The sequence below is a fragment of the Mycolicibacterium sp. XJ1819 genome, assembly GCF_053483675.1.
Genome location: NZ_JBEFST010000015.1, coordinates 104,033 through 121,574, shown reverse-complemented (window position 1 = coordinate 121,574; position 17,542 = coordinate 104,033). Strand labels below are relative to the sequence as shown.

The window sequence follows — 17,542 nt, the reverse complement described above, 5'->3', positions numbered from 1 at the left end:
CGTTGGCCAAACTGTGCTCTCCGCGCCCTCGGCGAAGCATGTAGTCGGGCTAATTTTACGCGGCCTGGGCCAGATAGTCGGCGAAACGCGTCGTGCCGACCGGGTTCTGCGGGACCAGGTTGGCGCCCGAGCGATAGCCCGCGACGATGCGGCCCGGCAACGGCGCCGACACCACCCGGCGGCGGCTTCCCCGCGCCGCGCGATACATCTCGGCCAGCTCCGCGTGGGGACAGATCTGCGGACCGCCGATGTCGGGTGCGCGGCCCGCGGGCTCCGCGTCGATCAGCTCGACCAGGCGCGCCGCGACGTCGCGGGTGTCGATCGGCTGGAACCGCACCCCGCGCAGCGCCCACAGCACGGGGGAGAACCGCTGGATCGCGAACGTGGTGCGGATCAGCTCGTGGAACTGCGTGGCCCGCAGCACGGTGTGCCCGACGCCCGAGGACTCCAGTTCGCGTTCGACGGCCAGCTTGGTTCGGTAATAGGGCAGCGGGATGCGGTCGATGCCCACGATCGACACGTGCACGAGGTGGCCGACCCCGGCCCGCCGCGCCGCCGCGATCAGGTTGCGCATCGACGCGACGTCCTTGCCGCCGGTGGGCTGCGTCGCGCAGTGCACCACCACGTCCACCCCGTCGAGCGCCGAATCCAGCCCGGTGCCCGCCAGCAGGTCGGCCTGGGCCCAGTTCACCCCGGTGTATCCGACATGGCTTCTGCGGCTCAGCGCCCGGACCCGGTGGCCGGCCTGGACCGCTTCGGGAACCACCCGGTGGCCCAGGGTGCCGGTCGCACCCGTGACCAGAACCGTGCGCGGCATCAGCCGACCCAGCGCGGTGGACGCTTCTGCAGGAAAGCCGTCATGCCTTCGCGGGCCTCCTCGGAGACGAACAGTTCGGCCGACTGCCGGGTGAGCGTTTCGGCATGGCGGTCGAAGGACTCCAGAATAGGCGCCGTCGTCAAGGCTTTCGACGCCGCCAGCCCCTGCGGCGAGGCCTTGGCGATCGCGGCGGTCAGCTCCGCCACCGTCTCATCGACGTCGGCGGCCGCGACGGTGACCAGCCCGACGGCGGCCGCGTCGGCCGAGCCGAACTTCTCGCCGGTCAGAAAGTACCGGCCGGCGGCCCTGGGGGTCATCTTGGGCAGCAGCGTCAGCGAGATGATCGACGGGGCGACGCCGAGGCGGGCCTCGGTCAGCGCGAACGTGCCCGCCGGCCCGGCGACCACGATGTCGCACGCGCCGATCAGGCCCAGGCCGCCCGCGCGGACGTGGCCGTCGACCGCGCCGATCACCGGGACCGGCAACTCCAGCAGGCGCCGCAGCAGTCGCGTCATCTCGCGGGCCCGGTCGACCGCGACGTCGCCGAGGTCGCGCCCGGCGGCTTCGGCGAGATCGGCTCCGGCGCAGAAGGTGTCGCCGGTGTGGCCGAGCACCACCGTTCGCACGCCGCGGTCCTCGGTGGCGTCGGTGAGCCGTTGGTGCAACTGGTCGACGAGCGCGGTGGACAGCGCGTTGCGGTTGCCGGGGGAGTCCAGCGTCAGCCGCGCGACGGCGCCGTCGACGGAGTAGCGGACCAGCGGGTCCATCAGTACGACCGGGGCAGGCCCAGCGAGGTCTGCGCGACGAAGTTGAGCACCATCTCCCTGCTGACCGGGGCGATGCGGGCCAGCTTGGCGGCGGTCACCGCCGCGGCGATGCCGTACTCCTTGGTCAAGCCGTTGCCGCCGAGCGACTGGACCGCTTGGTCGACGGCGCGTACCGAGGCCTCGCCCGCGGCGTACTTGGCCATGTTGGCGGCCTCGGCGGCACCCGCGTCGTCGCCGAGGTCGTACAGCGAGGCCGCCTTCTGCATCATCAGCTTGGCCAGTTCGATCTCGATGTGGTTCTGCGCCAACGGATGTGACAGTCCCTGATGTGCGCCGATCGGCGTCTTCCACACCTGACGGGTCTTGACGTAGTCGACGGCCTTGCCGATCGCGAAGCGGCCCATACCGACCGCGCTGGCCGCCCCCATGATCCGCTCGGGGTTCAGGCCGGCGAAGAGTTGGGCGATCGCGGCGTCCTCGGCGCCCACCAGTGCGTCCGCGGGCAGGCGCACCTCGTCGAGGAACACCTGGAACTGACTCTCCGGGCAGATCAACTCCATGTCGATCTTCGTCCAACTCAGCCCCGGTGTGTCGGTGGGCACGATGAACAGCGCCGGTTTGAGGTTTCCGGTCTTGTGGTCTGCTGTCCGGCCGACCACCAGCACCGCCTGCGCCTGGTCGATACCGGAGATGAACACCTTCTGTCCGGACAGGATCCAGTCGTCGCCGTCGCGGTGGGCGGTGGTGGTGATGCGGTGGCTGTTGGACCCGGCGTCGGGTTCGGTGATCGCGAACGCCATCGTGACGGTCCCGTCGGCGATGCCGGGCAGCCAGCGCTTCTTCTGGTCGTCGGTGCCGAACTTGGCGATGATCGTGCCGTTGATCGCGGGGGAGACCACCATCATCAGCAGCGGGCAACCCGCGGCCGACATCTCCTCCATCACCATCGACAGTTCGTACATGCCCGCGCCGCCGCCGCCGTACTGTTCGGGCAGGTTCACCCCGATGAAGCCGAGTTTGCCTGCCTCACTCCACAGTTCGTCGGTGTGCTGGCCGGCACGGGCCTTGTCGAGGTAGTAGTCCTGGCCGTAGTTGGCGGCCATGGCGGCGACGGCCTCGCGCAGCGCCTGGCGTTCTTCGGTCTCGACGAAACTGCTCACTGCTCTCCTTCGGGGTGGGCGAGGACTCGGGCCATGACGAAGCCGACGTCGACCTGCTGGCCGGGTTCGACGTTGAGTTCTTCGAGCACACCGTCGCCGGGGGCGGTCACGGTGTGCTCCATCTTCATCGCCTCCAACCACACCAGCGGTTGTCCGGCGGTGACGGTATCGCCCACCGCGGCGCCGACGCGCAGCACCGAACCGGGCATCGGCGCCAGCAGCGAACCGAGTGCGACGGCCGCGTCGGGGTCACCGAAGCGGGGCAGCGCGACGAGTTGGGCCGGGCCCAGCGGCGAGTCGACGAAGACATCGTCTTGGTAACGGGCCACGTCGAACGGAAGGTCGACACCGGCGACGGCCAGCACGACCTGCCCGGGGGTGGCCGAGACGAGTGCGACATCGTCGTGGTCGGGGAACTCGACGCCGGTGCGGGTGAACCGGTAGCGAACGTCGTGTACCTCGTCGTGGGTGTCGCGGTAGCGCTTGATCTGGTGACCCGACGCCAGGTTGCGCCAGCCACTGGGCGCTGCGGCGAAAACCGTTGCGCTCGCGCGGTTGTGGGCGGCGTCGGCGAGGGCGGTGGCCAGCGCTGAGAGCGTGACCGCCCGCTCGTCGGACAGCGGCGCCGCGAGGTCGGCCAGGCCGTGGGTCTCGAAGAACGCGGTGTCGGTGGCCCCGTCGAGAAACGCCGGATGCCGCAGCACGTTGACCAGGAGCTCGCGGTTGGTACGCACCCCGTGGATGCGGGCGCGCGCCAACGCGTCGGCGAGCACGCCCGCGGCCTGCCGACGGGTCGGCGCATGTGAGATGACCTTGGCCAGCATCGGGTCGTAATGGATGGACACCGTTGACCCGTCGGCTATTCCGGAGTCCACCCGCACGTCGCCGGGCACCGCGAACCGGTGCACCGTGCCCGCCTGCGGTTGCCAGCCCCTGGCCGGGTCCTCGGCGTACAGGCGGGCCTCGACGGCGTATCCGCGCGACGGCGGCGGTTCGGCGTCGAGCCGGCCACCGTCGGCGATGAGCAGTTGCAGTTCGACGAGGTCCAGCCCGGTGGTCAGTTCGGTGACCGGATGTTCGACCTGCAGCCTGGTGTTCATCTCGAGGAAGAAGAAGTCCCCCGAGTCGTCGGGGGCGGCCATGAACTCGACGGTGCCCGCCCCGGTGTATCCGATCGCGGTCGCGGCCAGCGTCGCGGCGTCGAACAGCTTGGACCGCATGCCGGCAACGCGTTCGACCAGTGGGGAGGGCGCTTCCTCGATGATCTTCTGGTGCCGCCGCTGAATGGAGCATTCCCGCTCGCCCACCGCCCACACGGTGCCGTGTTGGTCGGCGAGCACCTGCACCTCGACATGGTGGCCGGCGGCCAGGTAGCGCTCGCAGAACACCGTCGGATCGCCGAACGCCGAGGCGGCCTCGCGCCGGGCCCCCTCGACCTGGTCGGTCAGCGCGGCCAGGTCCTCGACCACCCGCATACCGCGTCCGCCGCCACCCGCCGACGCCTTGATCAGCACCGGCAACTGGTCGGCGGTCACGGTCTCGGGGTCGAGTTCGGCCAGCACCGGCAGACCGGCGGCGGCCATCATCTTCTTGGCCTCGATCTTGGAGCCCATCGCGGCCACCGCGGACACCGGCGGGCCGATCCATGTCAGCCCCGCGTCGATCACCGCGGCGGCGAATTCGGCGTTCTCCGAAAGGAATCCGTAACCGGGATGAATGGCGTCTGCGCCCGCGGCGCGTGCAGCGGCGATCAGCTGTTCGGGGTCCAGATAACCCTTGTTGCCGTCGAGCCGCACCCGCGCATCGGCCTCCGCCACGTGTGGGGCGTCCGCGTCGGGGTCGGTGTAGACCGCGACGGTGCCGATGCCCAGGCGCCGGCAGGTGCTGAACACCCGCCGGGCGATCTCGCCGCGGTTGGCCACCAGAACTCGAGTGATCATGTGCGCCTCTCCTTAGCGATTTCGGCGTGCTCAGTCGCGCTCACCGCGACCACCCACGCCGAAATCGCTGACATCGCGCTCACATCCGGAAGACGCCGAAGTTCGACGTCCCCTCGATCGGGCCGTTGGCGATGGCCGACAGGCACATACCCAGCACGGTACGGGTGTCCCGCGGATCGATCACGCCGTCGTCGTAGAGCCTGCCGCTCAAGAACATCGGCAGCGACTCGGCTTCGATCTGCGCCTCCACCGCGGCGCGCAGCGCGGCGTCGGCCTGCTCGTCGAACTCCTGGCCGCGGGCCTCGGCCGCGGCCCGGCTGACGATGGACAGCACACCGGCCAGCTGGGCGCCGCCCATCACCGCCGACTTGGCCGACGGCCACGCGAACAAGAACCGCGGATCGTAGGCCCGCCCGCACATGCCGTAGTGGCCCGCGCCGTAGGAGGCGCCGATCAGCAGCGAGATGTGCGGCACGGTGGAGTTGGAGACGGCGTTGATCATCATCGAGCCGTGCTTGATCATCCCGCCTTCCTCGTAGGCGCGGCCGACCATGTATCCGGTGGTGTTGTGCAGGAACAGCAGTGGCGTGTCGGCGCGGTTGGCCAGCTGAATGAACTGGGTGGCCTTCTGCGACTCCTCACTGAACAACACCCCGCGGTGGTTGGCCAATATGCCGATCGGATAGCCGTACAGGCTGGCCCAACCGGTCACCAGCGACGAACCGTAGAGCGCCTTGAATTCGTCGAACTCCGACCCGTCGACGATCCGGGCGATCACCTCGCGCGGGTCGAACGGCACCCGTAGATCCGGCGGCACCACGCCGAGCAGTTCCTCGGTGTCGAACAGCGGCTCGGCGACCGGGCCGGGTTCGGGGCCGCGCTTGCGCCAGTTGAGCCGGGCCACGATGCGCCGCCCGATGCGGAGCGCGTCGAGTTCGTCGACGGCGAAGTAGTCGGCCAGACCCGATGTGCGGGCGTGCATTTCGGCCCCGCCCAGCGATTCGTCGTCGGACTCCTCACCGGTGGCCATCTTCACCAGCGGCGGCCCGGCCAGAAACACCTTGGAGCGTTCCTTGATCATCACCACGTGGTCGGACATGCCGGGGATGTAGGCCCCGCCTGCGGTGGAGTTGCCGAACACCAGCGCGATCGTCGGCACGCCGGCCGCCGACAGCCGGGTCAGGTCACGGAACATCTGCCCGCCGGGGATGAAGATCTCCTTCTGGGTGGGCAGATCGGCGCCACCGGACTCCACCAGCGAGATCACCGGCAGCCGGTTCTGCAGTGCGATCTGGTTGGCGCGCAGCACCTTTTTCAGCGTCCACGGGTTGCTGGTGCCGCCCTTGACGGTCGGGTCGTTGGCGACCAGCATGCACTCGACACCGCTGACCGCGCCGATTCCGGTGACCACGCTGGCACCGACCTGAAAGTCGCTGCCATAGGCGGCAAGTGGGCTCAGTTCCAGAAACGGCGCATCCGCGTCGAGCAGGTTCTCGATGCGCTCGCGCGGGGTGAGCTTGCCGCGGGCATGATGCCGCTCGACGTATTTCGGCCCGCCGCCGGCCAGCGCCTTGGCGTGTTCGGCGTCGAGTTCGGCCAGTTTGGCGGTCATCGCCTCGGCCGCCTCCACGTAGGCGGGGGCGTTGGGGTCGAGGGCGGAGCGCAGCGCGGTCATGCCTGAAACCCCAGCGTTTTCGCGGCCAGCGAGGTCAGGATCTCGGTGGTGCCGCCGCCGATGCCGAGGATGCGCATGTCGCGGTACTGGCGTTCGACTTCGCACTCGGACATGTAGCCCATCCCACCGAACAACTGCACGGCCTGGTGGGCCACCCATTCACCGGCCTCGACAGCGGTGTTCTTGGCGAAGCACACCTCGGCGATCAGGTTGGACTCGCCGGCGATTTGGCGCTCGACGACGTGCCGGGTGTACACCCGGGCCACGTCGATGCGACGGGCCATCTCGGCGAGCGTGTTCTGCACCTGCTGACGGGAGATCAGCGGATGTCCGAACGTCTCGCGGTTTCGGCACCATTCGACGGTCAGATCCAGACAGCGTTGCGCGCTGGCGTAGGCCTGGGCGGCCAGGCCGACGCGTTCGGCGACGAACGCCGACGCGATCTGCAGGAAGCCGCTGTTCTCGGCGCCGACCAGGTTGGCCGCGGGCACCCGGACATCGGTGTAGGACAACTCGGCGGTGTCCGAGGACCGCCAGCCCATCTTGTCGAGCTTGCGGGTCACCTCAAATCCGGGAGTGCCCTTGTCCACGACGATCAGCGAAACCCCCGACGCACCAGGCCCGCCCGTGCGCGCCGCGGTGACGACGTAGTCGGCGCGCACGCCGGAGGTGATGTAGGTCTTGGCGCCGTTGAGGATGTAGTCGCCGGAGTCGTCGCGCACCGCGCGGGTGGTCAGATGGCCGACGTCGGAGCCGCCGCCGGGTTCGGTGATCGCCAGGCTGCCGATCAACTCGCCGCGCAACGTCGGGCGCACATAGGTGTCGATCAACCGCTGATCTCCGGACGCGATCATGTGCGGCACCGAGATTCCACAGGTGAACAGCGAGGCGAACACACCGCCGGGGGCGCCGGCCTGATGCATTTCCTCGCAGATGACCAGCGCGTCGGCCCCGTCACCGCCGCCACCGCCGGCGGCCTCGGGCAGGCCGGCGCCGAGCAGTCCGGCCTCGCCGGCCTTGCGGTGCAGCTCGCGCGGCAACTCGCCGGTGCGTTCCCACTCCTCGACGTGCGGCAGCACCTCACGTTCGGCGAACGTGCGCACCGTCTTACGCAGTTGCTCCCGCTCCGGGGTGTGCCAGATGCTCACGCCAACAACTCCTCGGGTACGTCGATGTGCCGGCTGCGCAACCATTCGCCCAGCCCCTTGGCCTGCGGATCGAACCTGGCCTGGTAGGCCACCCCCTGCCCGAGCAGCCCCTCGATGACGAAGTTGACCGCCCGCAGGTTGGGCAGCACGTGGCGGGTGACGCGCAGATCGGCTGTCTCGGGCAACAATTCGCGGAGCTTGTCCACCGTCAGCGTGTGCACCAGCCACCGCCACTGGTCGTCGGCCCCGCTGCGCACCCACACCCCCACGTTCGCGTCGCCGCCCTTGTCGCCGCTGCGCGCGCCCGCGATGGTGCCCAGTGGCACGCGGCGGGTCTCGCCGAAGCCCAGCGGTTCGGGCAGCGCGAACGGCGGGACCGCCGCGAGTTCGAGGGTCTCGGTGGCGGGCGGGATGTCGGTACGGCTGCCGTCGGCGTGCACGGCGACATGGGGCACGTCGGCCGCGGGGACGTATGCGGGACGGAACACCCCGTACACCTGGCCCTGGCCCGGAGGGCTGGTGGCGTGGAAACCGGGGTAGCTGGCCAACGCGAGTTCGACTGCGGCCGAAGAAAACTGACGCCCGACATGATCGGGGTTCGGATCGCGTACTACGCAACGCAGCAACGCGCTGGCGGTCTCCTCGGTGTCGGCGTCGACGTGGTCGGTGCGGGCCAGTGTCCAGTCCATCTCGGCGGGCTTGACGGTCAGGCTGTGTTCGAGCTGCGTGCGCACCAGCTCGGCCTTGGCCTCGATGTCCAGGCCGGTGAGCACCAGTGTCATCTCGTTGCGGAAGCCGCCGATGCTGTTCAGCGACACCTTCAACGTCGGTGGCGGCGGCTCGCCGCGCACCCCGGTGATGCGCACCCGGTCGGGGCCGTCGTCGGCCAGTTCGATCGTGTCGACGCGCAGCGTGGCATCGGGATTGGCGTAGCGCGCGCCGGAGATCTCGTAGAGCAACTGAGCGGTCACGGTGTCGACGGTGACGGCGCCGCCGGTGCCCGGATGCTTGGTGATCACCGAGGAGCCGTCGGCGTGGATCTCGGCCAGCGGAAACCCCGGGTGGAGTAACGCCGTGAGGTCGGGAAAATCTCGGGCGAAGAACGCGTAGTTGCCGCCGGTGGCCTGCGTGCCGCACTCGATGACATGGCCGGCCGCGATCGCCCCGGCCAGCCGGTCGTAGTCGGTGCGGCCCCAGCCGTGGTGGGCGGCGGCGGGCCCGACGATCACCGACGCGTCGGTCACCCGGCCGGTCACCACGACGTCGGCGCCGGCGTCGAGGCAGTCCACGATGCCCCATGCGCCGAGGTAGGCGTTGGCGGCCAGCGCGTCGCCGAAGCCGAACTCGTCGGCGCGCCCCAGCAGGTCGTCGCCCTCCACATGCGCGACCCGCACGCTCAGCCCGAGGCGCTCGGCGAGCGCGCGCACCGCCGCGGCCAGGCCCGCCGGGTTCAGCCCCCCGGCGTTGGCCACGATGCGCACCCCACGGTCGACCGCCAGACCCAGGCATTCCTCGAGTTGGGTGACAAATGTCTTGGCGTAGCCGCGGTCGGGCGCCTTCGCTCGGTCGCGGGCCAGGATCAACATGGTCAGTTCGGCCAGGTAGTCGCCGGTCAGGAAGTCCAGCTCGCCGCCGGTGAGCATTTCGCGCATCGCCGCCAGCCGGTCGCCGTAGAAGCCCGAGCAGTTGCCGATACGGACCGGAGCGCTCGCAGGCGTCACGAAGCCTCCCTTCGATGCGCGGGCCCAACCAACCGGTAGGTTAGCCTATCGGGGATTTCGGCGTGCCGAGTAGCGCTGAGCGCGACCAGCTGCACCGAAATCGCGAGGTTTTGGAAGGCGAGCAGGTCGTTCGCTATTCTGAGAGGCAATTGCCGGCGCCTCACACCATGCGCGGCGGTACCCCTTGTACAAGGAGACTTCGATCATGGCTGTGCCCAAGCGCAGGATGTCGCGTGCGAACACCAGGAGCCGTCGCTCGCAGTGGAAGGCCGAGCGCCCCGAGCTGGTCAGCGTCACGGTCGCCGGCCGGCAGCACAAGGTTCCGCGCCGGCTGCTCAAGGCCGCCCGGCTCGGCCTGATCGACCTCGACCGCGGCTAGCCCGTCGGCGCGCCTCTCAGGTCGCTCTCAGACAGGGGGTTGACACTGTGGCAGTGCGCATACTTGTCGTTGACGATGACCGCGCGGTGCGTGAATCGCTGCGTCGGTCCCTGTCTTTCAACGGATACGCCGTCGAGCTGGCCCAGGACGGCGTCGAAGCCCTCGACCTGATCCGCGCCGATCGCCCGGACGCGCTGGTGCTCGACGTGATGATGCCGCGCCTGGACGGCCTGGAGGTCTGCCGCCAGTTGCGCAGCACCGGCGACGACCTGCCGATCCTGGTGTTGACCGCACGCGATTCGGTGTCCGAACGGGTGGCCGGCCTCGACGCCGGCGCCGACGACTACCTTCCCAAGCCGTTCGCGCTGGAGGAACTGCTGGCCCGCATGCGCGCCCTGTTGCGCCGCACCACACCCGACGGCGGTGCGGACTCGGAGGCGTTGACGTTCTCCGATTTGTCCCTGGACCCGGTGACCCGCGAGGTCACGCGTGGCGACCGCTCGATCAGCCTGACCCGCACCGAGTTCGCGCTGCTGGAGATGCTGATCGCCAACCCGCGCCGGGTGCTCACCCGCAGCCGGATCCTCGAGGAAGTGTGGGGGTTCGACTTCCCCACCTCCGGTAACGCGCTGGAGGTGTATGTCGGATACCTCCGGCGCAAGACCGAAGCCCAAGGAGAGCCGCGGCTGATCCACACCGTTCGCGGGGTGGGTTACGTGTTGCGCGAGACGCCGCCGTAAATGTCGATACCGCCCGGTTACGCGCCACCGCCCCACCCGCCGCCGGCGCCGTCGACGGCGAGTTCGCTGTCATTGCGATGGCGGGTGATGCTGCTCGCGATGTCCATGGTGGCGATGGTGGTGGTGTTCGTCGCACTGGCCGTCTGGGCGGTGGTCTCGCGCACGCTCTACGACGACATCGACACCCAGTTGCACACCCGGGCCCGGCTGCTCATCGAGAGCGGTTCGCTGGCCGCGGACCCCGCCAAGGCGATCGAGGGCACCGCGTACTCGGATGTCAACGCGATGCTGGTGATCCCGGGCCGCTCCATCTACACCGCCAACCAGCAGGGCCAGACGCTGCCGTTCGGGGAACCGGAGAAGGCCGTCGTCAAGGGTGAGCTGTTCATGTCGCTGCGCAGCGCGGGCCAGCAGCGGGTGCTGGCACTGCACCTCTCCAACGACAGCACGCTGCTGATCTCCAAGAGCCTGGTGCCCACCAACCAGGTGCTCGGACGGTTGGGCACGGTGCTGCTCATCGTCGGCGGGCTGGGCATCGCGGTCGCCGCGGTGGCCGGCGGTGCGGTCGCGCGCGCCGGCCTGAGGCCGGTGGCCCGGCTGACCGCCGCCGCCGAGCGGGTCGCGCGGACCGACGACCTGCGGCCGATCCCGGTCTACGGCAGCGACGAACTCGCCCGTCTCACAGAGGCTTTCAACCTGATGCTGCGGGCGCTGGCCGAATCACGCGAACGGCAGGCCCGGCTGGTCAGCGATGCCGGGCACGAACTGCGCACGCCGCTGACGTCACTGCGCACCAACGTCGAACTTTTGATGGCTTCGATGGTGCCCGGTGCGCCGCGGCTGCCCGAAGAGGAGATGGCCGGGCTGCGCGCCGATGTGATCGCCCAGATCGAGGAGCTCTCGACGCTGGTGGGCGATCTGGTCGACCTCACCCGCGACGACGCGACGGTGGTCAGCCACGAGCCCGTCGACATGTCCGAGATCATCGACCGCTCCCTGGATCGAGTTCGCCGCCGCCGCAACGACATCACCTTCGACGTGCAGGTGACGCCGTGGCAGGTGCACGGCGACAGCGGCGGCCTGGGCCGTGCGGTGCTCAACCTGCTCGACAACGCCGCGAAGTGGAGCCCACCGGGCGGCCGGGTGGTGGTGCGGTTGACTGCGCTCGACCCGGCGCACGCGCAGCTGGTGGTGGCCGATCAGGGCCCGGGCATTCCGCCGGCCGAGCGGCAGTTGGTGTTCGAGCGGTTCTTCCGGTCGACGTCGGCGCGCGCCATGCCGGGGTCGGGCCTGGGGTTGGCGATCGTCAAACAGGTGGTGCTCCGGCACGGCGGCGCGGTGCGCGTCGACGACACCGTCCCCGGGGGCGACCCGCCGGGCACCTCGATATCGGTGATCCTGCCGGGATCGCAGATCCCGGGCGGTTCGGCGCCCCGACACGCGGTCGGTGACGTGGACTTCGCGGGTGGCCAGGGCCGACAATGAGTGTCGGGGGATTATCGGGCGGCGGCAGGGGGAAGGACTCTCAGGTGTGTCCCGAAGCTTCTCTAAGTGGATTCTCAGCCCACTTGGGCACCGTAGGCGCATATCCACCGTTGTCTTGATGTCCGCAACCCGCACCGAAGACCTGAAGGAAGAGCACCGCACGACATGACCAATCACCCGAGGTATTCGCCGCCGCCACCGCATCCAGGCCGCAGGCCCGATGTGCACGGCCACGCGGCGCCCGGTTACCCCGGCCCGCCGCGGCCAGGCCCGTATCAGCAGCAGCAATACGACTGGCGCTACGCGACCCAACAGCAGGCGCCGCAGATGCCCGGGCCCTACGATCCGTACCGGAATGCGCAGCCGCTGCAGGCGCCGCCGCAAAAACGTTCCCGCGCAGGCGCTTTGACGGTCGGCGCGCTCGCGATCGCGATGGTGTCGGCGGGGATCGGCGGGGGAGTCGCGCTGGTGGCCGCACCGGACCGGCCGTCGGCGGAGTCGGTTGCCGACGGCGCGGCGCCCACCGTTCCGGCCGCCAGCCTGCCCGCAGGCTCGGTCGAACAGGTCGCGGCGAAGGTGGTGCCCAGCGTCGTCAAACTCGAGGTGGACCTGGGCCGGGCTTCCGAGGAGGGCTCGGGCATCATCCTGACCTCCGACGGGCTGATCCTGACCAACAACCATGTGGTCTCGGCCGCCGCGGAGGGAGCCGCAGGCGGACAGACCAAGGTGACGTTCTCCGACGGGCGCACCGCGGCGTTCACCGTGGTGGGCACCGACCCCAGCAGCGACATCGCGGTCGTGCGCGCACAGGGCGTCTCGGGCCTGACGCCTATCATCGTCGGCTCGTCGGCTGATCTGCGGGTCGGCCAGGACGTGGTGGCCATCGGCTCCCCGCTCGGGCTGGAGGGCACCGTGACCACCGGCATCATCAGCGCGCTCAATCGACCGGTCGCGGCGGGCGGGGATGCCCGCAACCAGAACACCGTGCTCGACGCGATCCAGACCGACGCCGCCATCAACCCCGGTAACTCCGGTGGTGCGCTGGTCAACATGAACGGCGAACTGGTCGGCGTGAACTCCGCGATCGCCACCCTCGGCGGCGATGCGGGGCCGCGGGCGCAGGGCGGCTCGATCGGACTGGGCTTCGCGATCCCGGTCGACCAGGCCAAGCGGATCGCCGACGAATTGGTCAAGAACGGCAGCGTCGCGCACGCATCGCTCGGGGTCCAGGTCAGCAACGACACCGTCAGCGACGGCGCGCGAATCGTCGAGGTGACCGAGGGCGGCGCCGCGGCGAAGGCCGGTCTGCCCAGCGGTGTGGTGGTGACCAAGGTCGACGACCGCGTGATCAACAGCGCCGACGCGCTGGTGGCCGCGGTCCGGTCGAAGGCGCCGGGCGACACGGTGACGCTGACCTACGTGGATCCCGCAGGTGGTCCGCAGACGGTGCAGGTGACGCTGGGCAGGGCGCAGCGGTGAGCACGCCGATGCTGAGAGTGGCCGCGCCGCCGTCGGGTGCCGGATATACGGTTGGGATCATGGAACAGCCGACGGACTTGGTGGGCCGTGCGCTGGTGGTCGTCGTCGACGATCGCACCGCACATGGCGACGAGGAGGACCACAGCGGTCCATTGGTCACCGAGTTGCTCGGTGAGGCCGGCTTCGTCGTCGACGGTGTGGTCGTGGTGTCCTCCGACGAGGTCGAGATCCGCAACGCGTTGAACACCGCGGTGATCGGCGGTGTGGATCTGGTGGTGTCGGTGGGCGGCACCGGGGTCACCCCGCGCGACGTCACCCCCGAGGCCACCCGCGAACTGCTCGACCGCGAACTGCTCGGGATCTCCGAGGCGCTTCGCGCGTCGGCCCTGTCGGCCGGAATCGTCGACGCCGGGGTGTCGCGCGGACTGGCCGGCATCTCCGGTAGCACCCTGGTGGTCAACCTCGCCGGCTCGCGCGCCGCGGTGCGCGACGGCATGGCCACCCTGAATCCGTTGGCCGCCCACATCATCGGTCAGCTTTCCAGCCTGGAGATCTAACGGGTCATTGCGAACGGAAGAACGGCGAATGTCACTCCCGTGTGATCTTAGTCACACGGGAGGGTGTCGATGACGAGGCGCGCAAAGGGCAAACAAGAGCCCGAGAAGGCCGACATCGCAAAGGTCTTGTCCGAGATGGCAATTGACCAGCGGGATGATTATTCGCCGGACGACGCTGCCGAGCACGATCGGTGGTTGCGCGAAAACGTTCCGCCGCACCATAGCTGACCTGTGTATTAGTGCTAGCCACCTGCGTTCGGTGGCATTGCGCAAACCACTCCGACGCGACCGACACGTCCCGCCGCGGCGCACCCGCGTCGTGATGGCTGCGGCCCACCGGATGGCGCGTCGTATCACGGTCAAGATCAGCGCGCTGGCTGGCAAACCCTCGGAGCCCCGGTCGACGCCTCGATTCGCCGCTCGCTTCGCGTTGCCGCCCGGATGCGCCGCCGTTATGTTCCTCCTGTCAACGATGAGCTAAACGTAAGAGCAGCATGTGAGGTTTCTCATTTGCGTCACCTGAGGCTCCTGCGACGTGTGTGGTGGAGCGGTAGGGCCAGGCGCGAACAAATGAACACGGTGGATCAGCGGGGTCCACGTCGGGATAGCTAGGGAGAACATGAAGGTAATCAGTCGGGTGCTGATCGCGGTGGTTGCTGCCGTCGCGTCACTGTTCGTGAGCACTGGCACCTCTCACGCAGGGCTGGATAACGAGCTGAGTCTGGTGGATGGCCAGGATCGGACTTTGACCATTCAGCAGTGGGACACCTTCCTCAATGGTGTCTTTCCGTTGGACCGTAACCGGCTGACCCGCGAGTGGTTCCATAGTGGGCGCGCGAAGTACATCGTGGCCGGGCCGGGTGCCGAGGATTTCGAGGGCACGCTGGAGTTGGGTTATCAGATCGGTTTCCCGTGGTCGTTGGGTGTGGGGATCAATTTCAGCTACACCACTCCCAATGTGTTGTTGGACCAGGCCCCGTTGGTGCTGAGCCCGCTTGATGCCATCGGTGGTGGGTTCATCACCACGCCGAACCTGTTCCCGGGGGTGTCGATCAGTGCTGATCTGGGCAATGGCCCCGGTATTCAGGAGGTGGCGACGTTCTCGGTGGATGTCGCTGGTGAGAGTGGCGGTGTGGCGGTGTCCAATGCGCATGGCACGGTGACCGGTGCGGCCGGTGGTGTGTTGCTGCGTCCGTTCGCTCGGCTGATCTCGTCGGCGGGTGACAGTGTCACCACCTACGGTGAGCCCTGGAACATGAACTAGCTGTCTCCCAGGCTACGAACACAGCCCCCGGCAACCCTCCGGGGGCTGTTTCGTCGGTATGGGTGACGTTCGTCACGACCGGCGGGGCCCCGACGGTGGCGGGGAGGTGGCCGGCTCGCGGCAACACCCTGGTGGGCCGGATGCGTACCAACGACGACCTGTGATTTCTTAGCTGACGACGGTTCGGCGGGCGTGCTCCACAGCTAACACCGGCCGACGGTGAGAGGTCGGTTTTGACCATGCTGCCGTTGCCGCGTCGACACGGTGCCGTTATGTTCCTCATGTCACCGAGTGCGAAATCATCCAGACCAGCACGGGGTGTGCCGACTGCGACATATGAGGCTCCTGCGTCGGGTGTTGTAACGGCATCAGTGCCAGGCACGAACAAATGAACACGGTGGATCAGCGGGGTCCACGTCGGGATAGCTAGGGAGAACATGAAGGTAATCAGTCGGGTGCTGATCGCGGTGGTTGCTGCCGTCGCGTCACTGTTCGTGAGCACTGGCACCTCTCACGCAGGGCTGGATAACGAGCTGAGTCTGGTGGATGGCCAGGATCGGACTTTGACCATTCAGCAGTGGGACACCTTCCTCAATGGTGTCTTTCCGTTGGACCGTAACCGGCTGACCCGCGAGTGGTTCCATAGTGGGCGCGCGAAGTACATCGTGGCCGGGCCGGGTGCCGAGGATTTCGAGGGCACGCTGGAGTTGGGTTATCAGATCGGTTTCCCGTGGTCGTTGGGTGTGGGGATCAATTTCAGCTACACCACTCCCAATGTGTTGTTGGACCAGGCCCCGTTGGTGCTGAGCCCGCTTGATGCCATCGGTGGTGGGTTCATCACCACGCCGAACCTGTTCCCGGGGGTGTCGATCAGTGCTGATCTGGGCAATGGCCCCGGTATTCAGGAGGTGGCGACGTTCTCGGTGGATGTCGCTGGTGAGAGTGGCGGTGTGGCGGTGTCCAATGCGCATGGCACGGTGACCGGTGCGGCCGGTGGTGTGTTGCTGCGTCCGTTCGCTCGGCTGATCTCGTCGGCGGGTGACAGTGTCACCACCTACGGTGAGCCCTGGAACATGAACTAGCTGTCTCCCAGGCTACGAACACAGCCCCCGGAAACCCTCCGGGGGCTGTTTCGTGTCCAACGCGTGAAAGGCCTCAGGACTTGTCGGCGCTCGTGGTCTCGGCGGTGTCGGGGCTGGGGGCGGCGCCGTGCCTGCCGGCCGAACCGTTGGTCTCGGCGAGGATGTTGCGGATCTCGGTCAGCAGGGTCAACTCCGTGTCCTGAGCCTGCTCGACCTCGCCCTTCTTGCGCAGCCTGTTGTAGGGCACCACGACGAGGAAGTAGACGACCGCGGCGACCAGGATGAAGTTGATGGCGGCGGTCAGCAAGACGTTCAGATCGATGGTCTCGCCGCCGCCGATGCCGATCTGCAGAATGCCGTAGTCCGAGTCTTCGCCGGCCCCGATCCGGTTGATGAGCGGCTGGATGATGCTGTCGGTGAACTTCGTGACCAGCGCGGTGAACGCCGTGCCGATGACCACGGCGACCGACAGGTCGACGATGTTGCCTCGAGCGAGGAATTCCTTGAAGCCTTTCATCATGCTGGCGGTTCCTTCCTGCGATCAGAGCCGGGAATCAGACCTCTGACGCTAGTCCGCGACTTCGGCGCCATCCCCGCATTTCGTGCGGTTTCTAGTGGAATGTCAGGGTGACCGCCCGCGCGAGTGCGGCGCCCGCAACCTCGTTGGCGGCGTGGGACGGCAGTGCCACCAGCACCACCCGATCGCCCGCGCCCGTGCCCGTCGGCTTCTGCGACACCAGGACCACGATCGCGCCGGTGGCGACCACTTGCGGGCGTCCGGCGCCGTCGCCACCGGAGTCGGCCCCCGCGGCCAACACGTCGACGACGTCACCGGGGCGGATCAGGTCCAGCAGCGCGGTGTCGTCGAGGTGCAGTGGCACGAGGCGGGCGTTGCGCCCGGCCGCCGAGTCGGCCAGCCTGGGCCCCAGCAGCCGCACGTCGGTCAACGCCTCGCCGCGGCGGGCCGGTCCCGCCAACGTAGCGCCGAGGACCGCGGACAGATCGTGCTGGGCGCCATCGGGAACCGTTGGCGCCGGGCGGCCTTCGAGGCGCACATCGGCGAGGTCGAGCTCGACCCCCGGGGTCAGGTCGCGCGCGGCGACGACGACCTGTACGCGGTCGTCGTCGGGATCAGGGCGAAACGCGGCGACGCCGGCCAGCACGACGAGCACGCCCGCCGCGGCGCGACGGGCCGCCACGGTGCGTGCCCAGTCGGGCCGCAGCCGCGTCAGAAACCGGCTCAACGCCGGCGGATTCAGAGATTCGCCCCGTGCTTGCCCCATCCCGCCAACCTAGGCAGCGGAAAGCGACGACGGCGCGGACGCGAT

General features: G+C 68.7%; 17 protein-coding genes. 8 read left to right on the top strand and 9 right to left on the bottom strand.

The genetic code is table 11. The features are described 5' to 3' along the window. Positions 1 to 55: 55 nt before the first annotated feature. The 7 genes from ABQE89_RS17900 to ABQE89_RS17870 all read right to left on the bottom strand — a co-directional run bounded on the left by ABQE89_RS17900 (position 56) and on the right by ABQE89_RS17870 (position 9,228). On the bottom strand, positions 56 to 817 hold the full coding sequence (locus tag ABQE89_RS17900) for an SDR family oxidoreductase (protein WP_448418979.1): 762 nt from the start codon (positions 815 to 817) through the stop codon (positions 56 to 58). Next, on the bottom strand, positions 817 to 1,584 hold the full coding sequence (locus tag ABQE89_RS17895; RefSeq protein ID WP_448418977.1) for an enoyl-CoA hydratase family protein: 768 nt from the start codon (positions 1,582 to 1,584) through the stop codon (positions 817 to 819). The genes ABQE89_RS17900 and ABQE89_RS17895 overlap by 1 nt, the downstream gene beginning before the upstream one ends. Next, positions 1,584 to 2,744: an acyl-CoA dehydrogenase family protein gene (locus tag ABQE89_RS17890; protein WP_448418975.1), complete on the bottom strand. Its 1,161-nt coding sequence runs from the start codon at positions 2,742 to 2,744 to the stop codon at positions 1,584 to 1,586. The genes ABQE89_RS17895 and ABQE89_RS17890 overlap by 1 nt, the downstream gene beginning before the upstream one ends. Beyond that, entirely contained in the window at positions 2,741 to 4,684 is a 1,944-nt protein-coding gene (locus ABQE89_RS17885; RefSeq protein ID WP_448418973.1) for an acetyl/propionyl/methylcrotonyl-CoA carboxylase subunit alpha, read from the bottom strand. The genes ABQE89_RS17890 and ABQE89_RS17885 overlap by 4 nt, the downstream gene beginning before the upstream one ends. A 79-nt stretch (positions 4,685 to 4,763) precedes the next feature. Continuing rightward, on the bottom strand, positions 4,764 to 6,359 hold the full coding sequence (locus tag ABQE89_RS17880; protein WP_448418971.1) for an acyl-CoA carboxylase subunit beta: 1,596 nt from the start codon (positions 6,357 to 6,359) through the stop codon (positions 4,764 to 4,766). Then, positions 6,356 to 7,507, bottom strand: coding sequence for an acyl-CoA dehydrogenase family protein (locus ABQE89_RS17875; protein WP_448418969.1), 1,152 nt, complete (start codon positions 7,505 to 7,507; stop codon positions 6,356 to 6,358). Before ABQE89_RS17875 ends, ABQE89_RS17880 begins: the two co-directional genes overlap by 4 nt. Next, a complete protein-coding gene (locus ABQE89_RS17870) occupies positions 7,504 to 9,228 on the bottom strand; it encodes an acyclic terpene utilization AtuA family protein (RefSeq protein ID WP_448418967.1) in 1,725 nt (574 codons plus the stop codon). Before ABQE89_RS17870 ends, ABQE89_RS17875 begins: the two co-directional genes overlap by 4 nt. Before the next feature lie 205 nt (positions 9,229 to 9,433). On the opposite strand from ABQE89_RS17870, the gene rpmF reads away from it, so the two are divergent. From rpmF to ABQE89_RS17830, 8 genes are all read left to right on the top strand, one after another. Further along, positions 9,434 to 9,607 (top strand): 50S ribosomal protein L32, encoded by a 174-nt coding sequence (rpmF, locus tag ABQE89_RS17865; protein WP_448418965.1) that lies wholly within the window; start codon positions 9,434 to 9,436, stop codon positions 9,605 to 9,607. Positions 9,608 to 9,660: 53 nt separating this feature from the next. Next, on the top strand, positions 9,661 to 10,347 hold the full coding sequence (locus tag ABQE89_RS17860) for a response regulator transcription factor (protein ID WP_448418963.1): 687 nt from the start codon (positions 9,661 to 9,663) through the stop codon (positions 10,345 to 10,347). Further along, positions 10,348 to 11,832: a HAMP domain-containing sensor histidine kinase gene (locus ABQE89_RS17855; protein ID WP_448418961.1), complete on the top strand. Its 1,485-nt coding sequence runs from the start codon at positions 10,348 to 10,350 to the stop codon at positions 11,830 to 11,832. Between the two features lie 165 nt (positions 11,833 to 11,997). Beyond that, positions 11,998 to 13,311 carry a S1C family serine protease gene (locus ABQE89_RS17850; RefSeq protein WP_448418959.1) on the top strand — a complete coding sequence of 438 codons (1,314 nt, stop codon included), beginning with the start codon at positions 11,998 to 12,000 and terminating at the stop codon, positions 13,309 to 13,311. A gap of 11 nt (positions 13,312 to 13,322) precedes the next feature. Then, positions 13,323 to 13,868, top strand: coding sequence for a MogA/MoaB family molybdenum cofactor biosynthesis protein (locus ABQE89_RS17845; protein WP_448419062.1), 546 nt, complete (start codon positions 13,323 to 13,325; stop codon positions 13,866 to 13,868). Between the two features lie 69 nt (positions 13,869 to 13,937). Beyond that, entirely contained in the window at positions 13,938 to 14,096 is a 159-nt protein-coding gene (locus ABQE89_RS17840) for a hypothetical protein (RefSeq protein ID WP_448418957.1), read from the top strand. A 391-nt stretch (positions 14,097 to 14,487) separates the two neighbouring features. Continuing rightward, positions 14,488 to 15,132, top strand: coding sequence for a porin MspA (locus ABQE89_RS17835; protein WP_448418955.1), 645 nt, complete (start codon positions 14,488 to 14,490; stop codon positions 15,130 to 15,132). Positions 15,133 to 15,569: 437 nt separating this feature from the next. Next, positions 15,570 to 16,214 (top strand): porin MspA, encoded by a 645-nt coding sequence (locus ABQE89_RS17830; protein WP_448418955.1) that lies wholly within the window; start codon positions 15,570 to 15,572, stop codon positions 16,212 to 16,214. A gap of 73 nt (positions 16,215 to 16,287) precedes the next feature. On the opposite strand, the gene mscL is transcribed toward ABQE89_RS17830, so the two are convergent. Together mscL and ABQE89_RS17820 are read right to left on the bottom strand one after the other, a co-directional pair. Next, a complete protein-coding gene (mscL, locus tag ABQE89_RS17825) occupies positions 16,288 to 16,734 on the bottom strand; it encodes a large-conductance mechanosensitive channel protein MscL (RefSeq protein WP_448418953.1) in 447 nt (148 codons plus the stop codon). A gap of 91 nt (positions 16,735 to 16,825) precedes the next feature. Continuing rightward, positions 16,826 to 17,497, bottom strand: coding sequence for an SAF domain-containing protein (locus ABQE89_RS17820; RefSeq protein ID WP_448418951.1), 672 nt, complete (start codon positions 17,495 to 17,497; stop codon positions 16,826 to 16,828). Positions 17,498 to 17,542 lie beyond the last annotated feature (45 nt).

What these genes read in the sequence shown, in the direction of transcription:
- ABQE89_RS17900 (WP_448418979.1), bottom strand. Translation starts at nt 817, where the DNA reads ATGCCGCGCACGGTTCTGGTCACGGGTGCGACCGGCACCCTGGGCCAC.
- ABQE89_RS17895 (WP_448418977.1), bottom strand. Translation starts at nt 1,584, where the DNA reads ATGGACCCGCTGGTCCGCTACTCCGTCGACGGCGCCGTCGCGCGGCTG.
- ABQE89_RS17885 (WP_448418973.1), bottom strand. Translation starts at nt 4,684, where the DNA reads ATGATCACTCGAGTTCTGGTGGCCAACCGCGGCGAGATCGCCCGGCGG.
- ABQE89_RS17880 (WP_448418971.1), bottom strand. Translation starts at nt 6,359, where the DNA reads ATGACCGCGCTGCGCTCCGCCCTCGACCCCAACGCCCCCGCCTACGTG.
- rpmF (WP_448418965.1), top strand. Translation starts at nt 9,434, where the DNA reads ATGGCTGTGCCCAAGCGCAGGATGTCGCGTGCGAACACCAGGAGCCGT.
- ABQE89_RS17855 (WP_448418961.1), top strand. Translation starts at nt 10,348, where the DNA reads ATGTCGATACCGCCCGGTTACGCGCCACCGCCCCACCCGCCGCCGGCG.
- ABQE89_RS17850 (WP_448418959.1), top strand. Translation starts at nt 11,998, where the DNA reads ATGACCAATCACCCGAGGTATTCGCCGCCGCCACCGCATCCAGGCCGC.
- ABQE89_RS17840 (WP_448418957.1), top strand. Translation starts at nt 13,938, where the DNA reads ATGACGAGGCGCGCAAAGGGCAAACAAGAGCCCGAGAAGGCCGACATC.
- ABQE89_RS17835 (WP_448418955.1), top strand. Translation starts at nt 14,488, where the DNA reads ATGAAGGTAATCAGTCGGGTGCTGATCGCGGTGGTTGCTGCCGTCGCG.
- ABQE89_RS17830 (WP_448418955.1), top strand. Translation starts at nt 15,570, where the DNA reads ATGAAGGTAATCAGTCGGGTGCTGATCGCGGTGGTTGCTGCCGTCGCG.
- mscL (WP_448418953.1), bottom strand. Translation starts at nt 16,734, where the DNA reads ATGATGAAAGGCTTCAAGGAATTCCTCGCTCGAGGCAACATCGTCGAC.
- ABQE89_RS17820 (WP_448418951.1), bottom strand. Translation starts at nt 17,497, where the DNA reads ATGGGGCAAGCACGGGGCGAATCTCTGAATCCGCCGGCGTTGAGCCGG.